This window comes from Agromyces atrinae, assembly GCF_013407835.1.
GTDB classification, from domain to species: Bacteria; Actinomycetota; Actinomycetes; order Actinomycetales; family Microbacteriaceae; genus Agromyces; species Agromyces atrinae.
Genome location: NZ_JACCBI010000001.1, coordinates 3,153,830 through 3,167,454 on the forward strand (window position 1 = coordinate 3,153,830; position 13,625 = coordinate 3,167,454).

At 69.1% G+C, this 13,625-nt stretch carries 11 protein-coding genes; 6 read left to right on the forward strand and 5 right to left on the reverse strand.

Annotated elements, in window-relative coordinates; all coding sequences use genetic code 11:
* Positions 1-41: 41 nt before the first annotated feature.
* Entirely contained in the window at positions 42-419 is a 378-nt protein-coding gene (locus BJ972_RS14575; protein ID WP_129176990.1) for a TFIIB-type zinc ribbon-containing protein, read from the forward strand.
* A gap of 194 nt (positions 420-613) precedes the next feature.
* On the opposite strand, the gene BJ972_RS14580 is transcribed toward BJ972_RS14575, so the two are convergent.
* The 5 genes from BJ972_RS14580 to BJ972_RS14600 all read right to left on the reverse strand — a co-directional run bounded on the left by BJ972_RS14580 (position 614) and on the right by BJ972_RS14600 (position 4,188).
* Positions 614-1,243 carry an NAD(P)H-dependent oxidoreductase gene (locus tag BJ972_RS14580; protein ID WP_129176992.1) on the reverse strand — a complete coding sequence of 210 codons (630 nt, stop codon included), beginning with the start codon at positions 1,241-1,243 and terminating at the stop codon, positions 614-616.
* Positions 1,240-1,755, reverse strand: a complete 516-nt coding sequence (locus BJ972_RS14585) for a MarR family winged helix-turn-helix transcriptional regulator (protein WP_129176995.1) — start codon at positions 1,753-1,755, stop codon at positions 1,240-1,242. Before BJ972_RS14585 ends, BJ972_RS14580 begins: the two co-directional genes overlap by 4 nt.
* Before the next feature lie 172 nt (positions 1,756-1,927).
* Complete coding sequence (locus BJ972_RS14590; RefSeq protein WP_129176997.1) at positions 1,928-2,905, reverse strand: aldo/keto reductase; 978 nt, start codon at positions 2,903-2,905, stop codon at positions 1,928-1,930.
* A gap of 9 nt (positions 2,906-2,914) precedes the next feature.
* Complete coding sequence (locus BJ972_RS14595; RefSeq protein WP_129176999.1) at positions 2,915-3,775, reverse strand: aldo/keto reductase; 861 nt, start codon at positions 3,773-3,775, stop codon at positions 2,915-2,917.
* Between the two features lie 107 nt (positions 3,776-3,882).
* On the reverse strand, positions 3,883-4,188 hold the full coding sequence (locus BJ972_RS14600; protein ID WP_129177001.1) for a putative antibiotic biosynthesis monooxygenase: 306 nt from the start codon (positions 4,186-4,188) through the stop codon (positions 3,883-3,885).
* A 92-nt stretch (positions 4,189-4,280) separates the two neighbouring features.
* Between BJ972_RS14600 and BJ972_RS14605 the strand changes: the two genes are divergently transcribed.
* The 5 genes from BJ972_RS14605 (at position 4,281) to BJ972_RS14625 (ending at position 13,568) form a co-directional block, all read left to right on the forward strand.
* Positions 4,281-4,979, forward strand: a complete 699-nt coding sequence (locus tag BJ972_RS14605) for a TetR/AcrR family transcriptional regulator (RefSeq protein ID WP_129177003.1) — start codon at positions 4,281-4,283, stop codon at positions 4,977-4,979.
* Positions 4,976-5,908: an AEC family transporter gene (locus tag BJ972_RS14610; RefSeq protein WP_129177005.1), complete on the forward strand. Its 933-nt coding sequence runs from the start codon at positions 4,976-4,978 to the stop codon at positions 5,906-5,908. The genes BJ972_RS14605 and BJ972_RS14610 overlap by 4 nt, the downstream gene beginning before the upstream one ends.
* Positions 5,909-6,079: 171 nt before the next feature.
* On the forward strand, positions 6,080-8,656 hold the full coding sequence (locus BJ972_RS14615; protein WP_129177132.1) for a DEAD/DEAH box helicase: 2,577 nt from the start codon (positions 6,080-6,082) through the stop codon (positions 8,654-8,656).
* A gap of 214 nt (positions 8,657-8,870) precedes the next feature.
* Positions 8,871-12,863 carry an ExeM/NucH family extracellular endonuclease gene (locus BJ972_RS14620; RefSeq protein ID WP_241830899.1) on the forward strand — a complete coding sequence of 1,331 codons (3,993 nt, stop codon included), beginning with the start codon at positions 8,871-8,873 and terminating at the stop codon, positions 12,861-12,863.
* 93 nt (positions 12,864-12,956) lie between these two features.
* On the forward strand, positions 12,957-13,568 hold the full coding sequence (locus BJ972_RS14625; protein WP_129177010.1) for a hypothetical protein: 612 nt from the start codon (positions 12,957-12,959) through the stop codon (positions 13,566-13,568).
* Positions 13,569-13,625: the final 57 nt, after the last annotated feature.

Consider the following 13,625-nt stretch of genomic DNA (forward strand, 5'->3'; position numbering starts at 1 on the left):
GGTGGCTCTATGCTCAGTTCTCCCAGACCCCAGGAGGAAGCATGCAGTGCCCCAGTGACGGAACCGTGTTGGTCATGAGCGAGCGCAGCGGAGTCGAGATCGACTACTGCCCGACGTGCCGCGGAGTCTGGCTCGACCGTGGCGAGCTCGACAAGATCCTCGACCGTGCGGCGCAGGAGTTCCGGCCGGCCGCCGCGACCCTGCCCCAGGCGGCCCCGATGGCGCCGCCGATGGCACCGCCCGCGCCCGCCTACGGCCAGCAGGATGACCGCTACCGCGATTCCCGTTCACGAGACCGCGACCGCGATGACCGCTACGACTCCGGCTACAACAACTCCGGTTACAACAACTCCGGTTACAACAACGGCTACGGCAAGAAGAAGAAGCGCGACAACTGGTTGAGCGAACTCTTCGACTGACATCCCTCCCCACAGTCTCGGCGTCACGAATGTGCTCTCCGCCGAGCGCGAGCAGCACATTCGTGACGCCGAGACGAGGGGATGACGCACTCAGCGCTCTCCCTGTTCGCAATTCAGGTGCGCGCACGGTGTGTCGCGGTCGCCACAGGGCACGCGCGACCTCGACACGGTCGGCGGCCTGAATTGCGAACGGGTCAGGCGTCGACGAGCGCGGGGGATGTGCGAGAGCGGCCGCGCGCGGCATCCGTTCGTCCGAGCGCCGCGGCCGTGCGCAACCACCCCTGCCGCTTCTCGAGCGTCGAGAAGCGCACGGGCGTGAACCGGGTGATGCCGACGGTCTTCACGCCGCAGTACCCGAACGTCGCGCGCGAGAGCGCCGTCTCGCTCGCGTTGCGGTACACGAGACGGTTCCAGAAGCGCGGCGAGTCCATGACCATGACGATGCGCGCGGTCTTGCCGGCCCACAGACGCTCCGAGATCGGACCCTTTCCGTACCGGAACGACACCCCCGAGAGGAAGACGCGGTCGATGAACGCCTTGAGCACGGCCGGGTAGGTGCCCCACCACTGCGGGTAGACGACGACCAGGTGATCGGCCCACTCGACCTCGGCGATGAGCTCACGGATGACGGCGGGGAGGTGATCGCGAGAATCCCGTGCACGCAACTCGTCGCGCGTCTCGGGGTCGTGCGGGAAGGGTGTCGCGGCGAGATCGAGGACGCGGACATCCGCTCCGCCGTCGCGCGCGGCGTCGGCGTACGAGTCGGCGAGGGCGCGGGTGAACGTGCCGGTCAGCGGGTGGCCGACGATGACGAGGGTGTTCATGACTGTGGCCTTTCGGTGGGGAGGGGGGATTCGGGGCTCTGCTCATCACGACCCTGCTCATCAAGGACCTGGATGACGGTCTTGAGGTCGTCGTGCAGGGCGCCGAGGTCGACGGACGTGACGCGACTGAAGTGCTCGGTGAAGCTCGCGTCGAGTGCGGCGGCCGCGTTCGCGACGAGGTCCCGAGCAGCGCGTGTGAGCGCGAGCACGACGCGGCGCGCGTTGGCGGGGTCGCCGGGCAGCGTGATCCAGCCCGCGTCGACGAACGAGGTCAGGCGCTTCGAGACCGCGGCCTTCGAGACGCCGAGGCACTCGGCCATCTCGGTGACGTCGGGGTGGCCGGGCCGCTCGATCGACGACAGTACGGCGAGGAAGAAGAACTGGCTGTACGTGATTCCGAACTGAGCGCGCAGCATGCCGTCGGCGAACGCGTCGATGCGTTCGACGAGGGCGTGCAGCGTGACGGTGATGCGGTCGCCGAGCGGCGAGTCGGCGTCGGGGGTGAGGTGCATGCCCCGAGTAAACCCGTTAACACCCTCAATGTCAACCCGTTAACTCACCTCGACCGAAAAACAGTCTCGGCGTCACGACACGCTGGCTACAACGAGTGTGGCCAGCGTGTCGTGACGCCGAGACGGATTGAGCGGGGCCGGCCCGAGGGCGCAGCTCGCGGGTGAGGGGCGGTCAGAAGGCGGCGGCGACCTCGGCGTAGTCCTCGGGGGTGAGTTCGAGGTCGGCCGCGGCGATCCAGCCGTCGATCTGCTCGGGGGAGCGCGCGCCCACGATCGCAGCCGTCACGCCGTCGAAGCCGAGCGTCCACGCGGCAGCCGCGGCCGCCTGCGAGACCCTGTGACGTGCGGCCACGCGGGCGAGCGCGTCGCCGATCCGCAGGTTCGCGTCGAGGTTGGTCGTGAAGTCGGCGCTGTTGCGTCGCCAATCGTCATCCGGTAGGTTCGCGACCCGCTCGGCCGAGAATGCGCCGGTCAGGAGGCCCGACCCCATGGGGCTGTAGACGATGACGCCCGTGTCGTTCGCGGCGCACCACGGCAGGATCTCGTCGGCGACGCCCCGGCGGATCGCCGAGAACGGCGGCTGCAGCGTGTCGACGTGCCCGATCGCCTCGGCGGCCTCGAGCTGTTCGACCGAGTGGTTCGAGAGTCCGATCGCACGCACCTTGCCCTCGTCGCGCAGGTCGACGAAGGTCTGCCAGTACTCCTCGAGCGGCGTTCCATCTTCGGCGGGCCAGTGCATCTGGTAGAGGTCGATGCGCTCGACACCGAGGCGGCGGAGTGATGCCTCCGCCTCGCGCCGGATCGACGCGGGGTCGCCGACGCGCTTCGCCCGCTCGCGACGGTTCTCCAGGTCCCAGACCATGCCGCCCTTCGTGAAGACGTACGGCCGGTCTGCTTCGGGCAGGTCGGCGAGGGCTCGCGCGACGACTTCTTCCGAGTGGCCGAGGCCGTACACGGCGGCCGTGTCGATCCAGTTCACACCGGCCTCGACGGCGTGCCGAATGGCGGCGACCGAGTCGGCGTCATCCTGCGCGCCCCAGCCGAATGCCCAGTCGCTGCCGCCGATCGCCCATGCGCCGAAGCCGACGCGCGTGATGTCCATGCCCGTCGTGCCGAGCGGGTTCGTGGGGTGAGGGGTCTCGTTCGTCATGGTCGCCTTTCAGGCCGCGGTGAGCGCGGCGATGTCGTCGGGGGTGAGTTCGAGGTCGGGGGCCTGCGCTGAGTCGATGACGCTCTCGGGGCGCGACGCGCCGGGAATCGGGATGAGGTTCGGCGCGAGCGCGAGCTCCCACGCGAGGCACACGCGCTGCGGGCTCACGCCGTGCCGTGCGGCGACCTCGGCGAAGGGGGCGAAGCGAGCGCCAAGGCGTGCGGCGCCGGCGATGCCGCCGAGCGGGCTCCACGGCAGGAACGCGAGCCCGAGCCGCGTCGTGATGTCGAGTTCGCCCTGGCTCGAGCGGTACGAGGGCGAGAACTGGTTCTGCACCGAGACGAGGTGCTCGCCGAGGATGCCGCGAGCGATGTCGATCTGCTGCGCATCGGCGTTCGAGATGCCGGCCTGTCGCACGACGCCCTCGTCGACCAGTTCGCGGAGTGCGCCGATCGAGTCGGCGTAGAGCACCGTCGAGTCGTGGCGGTGGAACTGGTAGAGGTCGAGTGCGTCGCCGCCGAGTCGTTCGAGCGAGGCCTTCGCCGCGCGCTTCAGGTACTCGGGGTCGCCGTGGCGCACCCAGCGTCCGTCGCCCGGGCGCTCGAGACCGCCCTTCGTCGCGACGAGGATGTCGTCGCGATCGCCACCCCACGAATCGAGCGCCTTCCGGATGAGCGACTCGTTGTGCCCGACCTCGCCCGCGTCGCGGTGGTACGCGTCCGCGGTGTCGATGAGGGTGATGCCCGCGTCGAGCGCGGCGTGGATCGTGCGGATCGACCGTTCCTCGTCGGGGCGGCCTTCGATCGACATCGGCATCCCGCCGAGTCCGATCGCGCTCACCGTGCGGTCACCGATCCGTCGCGTCTTCATCGAAGCTCCCGTTCGGCCGCCTCCCTCGGCGGCATCGCTCACGACCCTAATCGGTCGACCGGTTATCCGGAAGGGGGTGTACGGCCGTCATCCCCTCGTGTATCAGATCACCGCGCGCGGCGCCGAATGAGCGCACCGTATCCCTTCATGAGGTTCGGCACGACGAGGTAGACGGCGAGCGGAACGACCACGAGCGTGAGCGCGAACGAACGCAGCACGGGGTGCCACCCGGCCCAGACGTCGGCGAGCAACAGCATGCCGATCGTCACGAGCGGGAAGATCGCGAGCCAGGTGAGCAGGGCGCGCACGTGCACCGACGGCGGTCGCGGGGCGGATGACGCGGGCGTGCCGACCGCGGGCGAGTCGAGGGTTGCGGGCGCGGCGGTCGATGCTTCGGGGGTGGTGGCGGTCATGTTCTCGTCCAATCTCCAACTGTTCGGTTGTGAATGTAGTGCGTCTTCGCCATCATCCGCAACTATCTGGTTGGAATCTGTAGGATGGGCTCATGGCCTGGGACATCGAGCGCACGCAGCAACTGCTGCTCGATGCCGCGACCCGCGAGTTCTGCGACCACGGGCTCGCCGGCGCACGCGTCGATCGCATCGCCGCGACGGCGGGCGTCAACAAGGAACGCATCTACCAGTACTTCGGCAAGAAGACCGACCTCTTCGACACCGTCGTCGCGACGGCGCTCCGCCGCCTCATGGACGAGGTGCCCATCGAGGGCCGGGGCGCCGCCGCGATGGGCGACTACGCCGGGCGACTCTTCGACCACCACGTGCGCGATCGCACCGTTCCCCGCTTGCTGTTCTGGGAGGGGCTCGAACGCGGCGAAGACGCTCACTCGTCGCCCGAACGACGCGAGCGCCACGAGCTCAAGGTGACGCTCGTCACGCGGGTGCTCCCGTGCGCGTCGCGACGCGAGGCCGCCGATCTGCTGCTCACGATCGTGAGCCTCTGCGACGCCTGGGTCGTGTTGCCGCAACTCGACGCCCTGCTCGCGGGCGACGCCTCGAACCGGGTCGCCGAACGTCGCGCCGCGATCGTCGAAGCCGTGACCCTCGCCGCGCAGGCCGTCGTCGATCGCGCGATCCTCGAGCGCGGGGTCGTCGATTCGGCCGCCGCCGATCGTGAGAGCGCTGGCCGTGAGAGCGCTGACCGTGAGGGCGCTGAGCGAGCCCTCGCTCAGCGCACCGACGCGTGATCGGCGCACTGACCGGCTTCGCCGTCATCGCCGTCGCGATCATCGCGGGGTACGTCGCCGGTCGCACGGGTGTGCTCGGACCGCACGCCCGGTACGTGCTCAGCCGACTCGTCTTCTTCGTGCTCTCGCCGTTCCTCCTCTTCACCGTGCTGGCGACGGCCGACGTGCGCATCTTGTTCTCGGCCTTGCTGCCGGTCTCGGCGCTCGCGGCGGTCTCGATGTTCGTGATCTTCGCGGTCATCGCACTCGTCGTGTGGCGTCGTCGAGCGGGAAGTGTCGTCGTCGGCTCGCTCGCCTCGGGATACGTCAACGCCAACAACATCGGCCTGCCGATCGCGCTCTACATGCTCGGCGATGCGGCGCTCGCCGCCCCTGTCGTGCTGCTGCAGCTGCTCGTCTTCACGCCCGTCGCGCTCGCGATCCTCGACGCCGAAGCCCAGGGGCGGGCATCCGTCGGGCGCATCGTCGGTCAGACGTTCACGAACCCGATCATCCTCGGGTCGCTCGCGGGCCTCGCGACGGCACTCATCACATCGGCGACCGGAACGACGCTGCCCGAGATCGTGCTCGAACCGCTCAGCGTCGTCGGCCACGCGGCGATCCCGCTCATGCTCATCAGCTTCGGGATGTCGCTGCACGGCCAGAAGATGCTCGAGGCGGGGTCGGGTCGACGCGACGTGCTGCTCGCCTCGGCGCTCAAGCTCCTCGTGATGCCCGTCGCGGCGTGGCTCATCGGCCGCTTCGTCTTCGGCGTCGAGGGGCACGCGCTCTATGCCGTCACGGTGCTCGCGGCGCTGCCGACCGCGCAGAACGTCTTCAACTACGCGCAGCGGTACGAGCGCTCCGAGATCCTCGCGCGCGACACGGTCTTCCTCACGACGCTCGGCTCGATCCCCGTGCTCCTCGTCGTCTCCCTCCTCCTCGCCTGACCCCCGCCCGCGTCATCCTGCGCCCCTCTTTCTTCCGTCTCGGCGTCACGAATGTGCTGCTCGCGGGGCTCGAACAGCACATTCGTGACGCCGAGACGTGAGGGGGAGGGGCGGGTGCGAGGGAGGGGGAGCGGGTAGGGCAGACTCGAGAGGGTGAACCTGACCGAGCGGATGCCGCGCCCGTACGACCCGGATGCCGCATACGACGCTTTCGTCGAGTGGAGCGCATCGCGCGGTCTCACCCTCTATCCCGCGCAGGACGAAGCGATCATCGAGATCGTCTCGGGCAACAACGTCATCCTCTCGACCCCCACCGGAACGGGTAAGTCGCTCGTCGCGATCGCGGCGCACGCGGCATCCGTCGCCCGCTCGGGAGGCCGCACCTACTACACGGCCCCCATCAAGGCGCTCGTGAGCGAGAAGTTCTTCGCGCTCGCCGACATCTTCGGCGCCGAAGCCGTCGGTATGGTGACGGGCGATTCGTCGGTCAACCCCGACGCCCCGATCATCTGCTGCACGGCCGAGATCCTCGCGAATCTCGCCCTCCGACACGGCGCCGATGCGGATGTTGACCAGGTCGTCATGGACGAGTTCCACTACTACGCCGACCCGGATCGCGGGTGGGCGTGGCAGGTCCCCCTCCTGCTGCTGAACCGCGCGCAGTTCATCCTCATGTCGGCGACGCTCGGCGACGTCACAGCGATCGCCGACGACCTCACGCGTCGCACGGGCCGCGACACCGCGCGCGTCACGGGAGTCGACCGCCCTGTGCCCCTGCACTTCTCGTACGCGACGACGCCCGTGCACGAGACCGTCGAGGAGCTGCTCGAGACGAAGCAGTCGCCCATCTACGTCGTGCACTTCTCGCAGGCTCAGGCGATGGAGCGGGCGCAGGCGCTCTCGTCGATCCGCATCGTCAGCCGTGAGCAGCGCGACGAGATCGCCGAGGCGATCGGGGGCTTCCGCTTCACGACGGCCTTCGGCAAGACCCTCTCGCGGCTCGTGCGCTCCGGCATCGGCGTGCACCACGCGGGCATGCTGCCGCGCTACCGGCGCCTCGTCGAGACGCTCGCGCAGCGCGGGCTCCTGCGCGTCATCTGCGGCACCGACACGCTCGGCGTCGGCATCAACGTGCCGATCCGCTCGGTGCTGCTCGCGCAGCTCTCGAAGTACGACGGTCAGCGTCAGCGGCAGCTCTCGGCGCGCGAGTTCCACCAGATCGCGGGTCGCGCGGGGCGTGCAGGGTACGACACCGCCGGCACGGTCGTGGCCCTCGCCCCCGAGCACGAGATCGAGAACGCGGCATCCGTCCGGAAGGCCGGCGACGACCCGAAGAAGCTCAAGAAGGTGGTGCGCAAGAAGGCGCCCGACGGCTTCGTGAACTGGAGCGCGGCGTCGTTCGAGAAGCTCATCGCGGCCGAGCCCGAGCCGCTGCAGCCGCGCATGCAGCTGACCGCGGCGATGATGATCAACGTCATCGGTCGCGGCGGAGACGTGTTCGGCAACGTACGCTCCCTCGTCTTCGACAACCACGAGAGCCGCGCGCGTCAGTACGAGCTCGCGCGTCGTGCGCTCGGCATCTTCCGCACGCTCGTCGCCGCGGGCGTCGTCGAGATCTGGACGTCGAATGTCGCCGATTCTGTCGAGATCGACCGTTCTGACGGCGATTCTCGACGCGAATGGCGATTCTCGGCAGACACCACGATCCGCCTCACGGTCGACCTGCAGCCGAACTTCGCGCTCAACCAGCCCCTGTCGCCCTTCGCGCTCGCGGCGATCGAGATCCTCGACCCCGACGACGAGACGCCCCGAGGGGCGACGCCGGATGACGCGGGCATCGCCACCGGCCATTACGCGCTCGACGTCGTGAGCGTCATCGAATCCACCCTCGACGACCCGCGCCCGATCCTCTCGCAGCAGCAGTACCGGGCCCGCGGCGAGGCCGTCGCGGCGATGAAGCGCGACGGCGTCGAGTACGAGGAGCGCATGGAGGCGCTCGAGGGCGTCACGCACCCGAAGCCGCTCGACGACCTGCTGCGGCAGACGTTCGAGGTCTTCGCGTCGTCGCAGCCGTGGGTGCGCGACTTCGAGCTATCGCCGAAGTCGGTCGTGCGCGACATGTTCGAGCGGGCGATGTCGTTCGGTGAGTACGTCTCCTTCTACCAGCTGGCGCGCAGCGAAGGACTCGTGCTGCGCTACCTGAGCGACGCCTTCCGCGCGATTCGGCAGACGGTTCCGGATGACGCGAAGACCGAAGAACTCAAAGATGTCATCGAGTGGCTCGGTGAGGTCGTGCGCCAGGTCGACTCGAGCCTCGTCGACGAGTGGTCGGAACTCGTGAACCCCACGGCGGAGGGCGAGATCGTCGTGCCTCCTGCCCCGCCGAGCGTCGTCGCGAACCGCCGCGCCTTCACCGTCCTCGTGCGGAACGAGCTCTTCCGTCGCGTGCAGCTCGCCGCCCTCGAGCGCGATGAGGAGCTCGCCGAACTCGACCCCGATGTGGGTTGGCCGGCGGTGCTCGACGCGTACTACGGCGAGCACGACGAGATCCTCACCGGGCCCGCCGCGCGCTCGCCGCGCATGATCGAGATCGACGAGAACGCGGGGCCCGGGCTCTGGCGTGCGACGCAGATCATCAGCGACCCCGAGGGTGATCTCGACTGGCGCATCCACGCCGAGATCGACCTCGACGCGTCGACCGATGAGGGCGCCGCGGTCGTGCGCATCACGGGTGCCGGGCGGCTCTGACACCGCTCGACGCGCAATCGAGAGGCCTCGACGAGCGTTTCTGCTCATGTGAGCGAACCAGGTGAACGCTGTGTAAAAGAGCGGTGCGGGGGGTACCGCGTGTCGGAGCGGATACATAGGCTACGGAACGCACCCCCCGATCGAGTGCCCCTCATCGAGGGGGCACTTTCGACTGATGGAGACACGAATGCGCCGTCGCACGACGTTCAGACTCATGGCCCTCGCCACAGCGGGAGCGCTCGCCGGAGGGCTGTTCGCCACAGTTCCGGCGTACGCCGCCGATGTGACGCACACGATCGCCGAAGTGCAGGGCACCGGCGCCGCGACCCCGCTCGCCGGGCAGACCGTCACCGTCGACGGCGTGCTCACGGGCGACTACCGAACGGGCGGGTACCGCGGCATCACGATCCAGACCGAGGGATCGGGCGGGGTGGATGCCGGTGACGGCGCTTCCGACGGCGTCTTCGTCTTCCTCGGCAACGCTGCGGCTCCCGGTGAGACGGGTGACCTCGTGCGGGTCACCGGTCGCGCCGAGGAGTTCAACGGCCAGACCCAGATCAACGTCGGTGCGACGGGCGGCACGGTCGAACTCATCACGGCCGCCGTCGGTCTTCCCGAGGCGACGCCGCTGCCCGACTCGGTCATCGGTGCCGACCGCGAGCAGTTCGAGTCGATGCTCGTCTCGCCCGAGGGCACCTACCGTGTGGTCTCGAGCCACACCCTCTTCAGCTTCGGCGAGCTGTGGCTCACCGCCGGCGAGACCCTGCCCGTGAAGAACACCGAGCAGGTGCAGCCGGGCGAGGAGGCTCAGGCGATCGCCGCAGCCAACCGCGCCGCGCGACTCCTGCTCGACGACGGCTGGTCGACGCGCGTCGACAACGCCGCACACCCCAACGACCAGCCGTACTTCACGGCCGACACCGTCGTTCGGAACGGTGACACCGTCGTGTTCCCCGAGACGCCGTACGTGCTCGGCTGGGGCTTCAACGAGTGGCGCCTCCAGCCCACCGAGCCCATCGACAGCGAGAGCCCCGCCGAACTGAAGCCGACGTTCGAGTCGACGAACCCGCGCCCCGAGACGGCCCCCGAGGTCGGCGGCGACGTGCAGATCGGCGCATTCAACGTCTTCAACTACTTCACGACCCTGACGCAGGACAACTCGCAGGCGCGCGGTGCAGCGACGCCCGAGCAGTTCGCGATCCAGAAGTCGAAGATCGTCGCCGCCATCACGGGCCTCGACGCCGACATCGTCGCACTGCAGGAGATCGAGAACTCGGTGAAGCTCGGGCTCGCACCCGACACCGCGCTCGCCGACCTCGTCGCGGGTCTCAACGAGGCCGCCGGCGCCGATGTCTGGAGCTACGTCGCGACCCCGGCCGCACTCCACGACGCCGCGATCACCGACTTCATCACGAACGCCATCATCTACCGCAACGACGTCGTGACCCCCGTCGGCGACAGCCTGACGACGGTCGACGAGACCGTGTGGGACATCGCTCGCGAGCCCATCGCGCAGGCCTTCGAACTGTCGACCGGCAAGGTGCTGAGCGTCGTCGCCAACCACTTCAAGTCGAAGAGCCCGCCCTCGCCGAACCCCGGTGAGCCGGCCGACGGCCAGGGCCACTTCACCGCCGAGCGCGTCGAGCAGGCGCAGGCCCTCCTCGCCTTCACCGACGAGGTCACCGCGGCCGCCGGCAGCGACGACGTGTACCTCATCGGCGACTTCAACTCGTACGCCCAGGAAGACCCGATCGACGTCTTCACCGAGGCCGGCTGGACCGACCTCGTGCCGGCGAAGGCTCCCGGCCAGTACACCTACACGTTCGACGGCGAGCTCGGTTCGCTCGACCACGTCATCGCGAGCCCCTCGGCCGCGGCGACCGTGACCGGTGTCGGTGTCTGGAACATCAACTCGCCCGAGTGGAGCGACCGGGGCTACGCCTACGGTGCGACCAACCCGGGTGACCCGTTCCGCTCGAGCGACCACGATCCCGTGCTCGTCGGCGTCTCCTCCGAGGTCGTGCCCGTCGACATCGACATCGTCACGATCAACGACTTCCACGGTCGTATCGAACCCGACGGCGCATCGGCCGGAGCAGCCGTGCTCGCCGGTGCCGTGCAGCAGGTGCGCGCCGAGAACCCGAACACGATCTTCGCCGCAGCGGGCGACCTCATCGGAGCCTCGACGTTCACGTCCTTCATCCAAGACGACAACCCCACGATCGACGCGCTCAACGCCGCCGGCCTCGACGTGAGCGCCGCCGGAAACCACGAATTCGACCAGGGCTGGGCCGATCTCCGCGATCGCGTGCAGGACCGCGCCGACTTCGAGTACATCTCGTCGAACGTCTTCCTGAAAGACAGTGACGAGCACGCCCTCGCGCCGTACTACACCGAGACCCTCGACGGCGTGACCGTCGGATTCATCGGTGCGGTCACCGAAGAGCTCGAGTCGCTCGTGAGCCCGGCGGGTATCGCCGACCTCGAGGTGCGCGACGTCGTCGACTCGGTCAACGCCGTCGCCGCCGACCTCACCGACGGTGACGACTCGAACGGCGAGGCCGACGTGCTCGTGCTCCTCGTGCACGAGGGTGCGGCGACGACCGCCATCGGCAGCGTCACCGACAACTCGGTGTTCGGTCAGATCGTGCAGGGAGTCGACCCCGGCATCGCCGCGATCGTCTCGGCGCACACCCACCTGGCCTACAACCACGTCGTCGGCGACACGCTCGTCGTCTCGGCGGGCCAGTACGGTCAGTACTTCGGTCAGATGAAGCTCTCGGTCGACCCCGTGACGAAGGAGCTCCTCTCCATCACGAACGAACTGAAGCCGCTCGTCACGGTCAACCCGGCTCCGGCTCCGCCGACACCGCTCTACCCGGCTGTGCCCGAGGTGCAGGCGATCGTCGACGAGGCGAAGGCCGTGGCCGACGTGCTCGGTGCCGAGAAGGTCGGCGACATCACGGGTGACTTCAACCGTGCACTGCAGCCCGGCACCGACTCGCAGGGCAACCCGACGCTCGTCGAGAACCGCGGTGCGGAGTCGACGCTCGGCAACTTCGTCGCCGACGTCCAGCTGTGGGCCGCGAACCAGGACCGCGAGGTCGACATCGCCTTCATGAACCCGGGCGGCCTGCGCGCCGATCTGCCGTTCGCGTCGCGCGGTGCCAATGACCCCGACGGCAACGTCACCTACCGCGAGGCGGCCAACGTGCAGCCCTTCGCCAACACCCTCTTCACGCTCACCCTCACCGGCGAGCAGGTCAAGAAGGTGCTCGAAGAGCAGTGGCAGCCCGCGGGTGCGTCGCGGCCGTTCCTCAAGCTCGGTGTGAACTCCGAGCTCGAGTACACGTACGACCCGACGGCCGCGGCCGGAGCGCGCATCACGAGCATCACGCTCGCGGGCGAGCCCCTCGACCCTGCGGCGAGCTACGACGTCGTCGCGAACTCGTTCCTCGCCGCCGGCGGTGACAACTTCACGACGCTCGGCCAGGGCACGAACCGCGCCGACTCGGGCAAGATCGACCTGCAGTCGATGGTCGACTACTTCGCCGCGAACGGCTCGGCGAGCCCCGACTACGCGCAGCGTGCCGTCGGCGTCGTCATCTCGCCGCCCTCCGGTGAGGCGTACGCCGCAGGCGAGACGGTCACCCTCGACCTGTCGTCGCTCGACTTCTCGACGACCGAACCCGCCGCGGGCGAAGTGACGGTCTCGCTCGGCGACACCGTGCTCGGCACGGCGCCGGTCGATCGCACTCCGGTGCCGACGACCGATGAGGGAGGTCGCGCGAGCGTCGAGATCACCATCCCGACGGGAGTCAGCGGCCCGCAGGTGCTCGAGGTCGCCGTCGCTGCGACGGGAACCTCCGTCTCGGTGCCGATCGTCGTGGCCGAGGAGCAGCCGCCGCAGCAGCCCATCTCGACGGTGACCCTCGGTGCTCCGAGCAAGTTCCTCGTCAAGTCGGGTTCGTCGCTCTCGTACACGGCGTACGTGATCGCACTCGGTGAGGGCAACGCCGTCGGCACGCTCACCGTCTACGACGGCTCGAAGGCCGTCGGCACCGCCGAGCTCACCGGTGACTCGAACCGCGCGACAGTGAAGATCTCGGGACTCTCCCGCGGCCTGCACCTGCTCTCGGCACGATACGTCGGCACGGAGCCCTACACCGACTCGCGGTCGATCCCGCTTCCGGTCCTCGCCTGGTAGCCCACCCGACGCTCCGACGGGAACAGATCGGCGGTCCGCGTGAGCGGGCCGCCGGTCTCATCGTCGTAACATGCCGCGGGTAGTCTGGTCTTCGTGAACGCACGAGCGAGACGGGTAGCGCAGGGCGCGGTCGTCGCCGCGTTCGCCACTCTCGTCGCCGCGCTGTCGCACACCGTCGGCGGTGGCGCGGCTCCCGGCGCGCTCGCGCTCGTTCTGGCCTTCGCCTTCTCGACCTTCGTCTGCATTCCGCTCGTCGGTCGCCGTATCTCCCTCGCTCGCTCGAGCGTCGCCATCGTGCTCGCGCAGGCGGCGCTCCACGTGCTCTACTCGATCGGCACGCCCTCTGCCGGGCTCGGCGCATCGAGCACCGTCTCGGCGCACGACCACTCCGCGGGCTTCGTCGGCGCGATCGCTCCGGCGAGCGGATCGTCGATGATGCACCTCGACGCGACCATGCTCGCGGCCCACGCCGCGGCCGCCGTCGTCACGATCCTCGCCGTCCGCTACGCCGACCGCGCGGCCCTCGCCGTCTCGTCGGTCGTCGCGCACGTCGTGCGGTCCCTGCGGCCGCAGTTCGTCCTTCCCGTCATCCTTCCGCGCCCCGCTCGCGTCAGTGCAGCTCCGATCACGCTTCCCCTCGCCGCTCACGTCGCCGCCGGCATCCGTCGCCGGGGTCCTCCGCAGGGTGCTGTCGCGTTCGTCTGAACGCACCGCCATTCCCCCTGTATTCGGGCGAGTCCAATCCGGCGCTCGCCCCTGCTC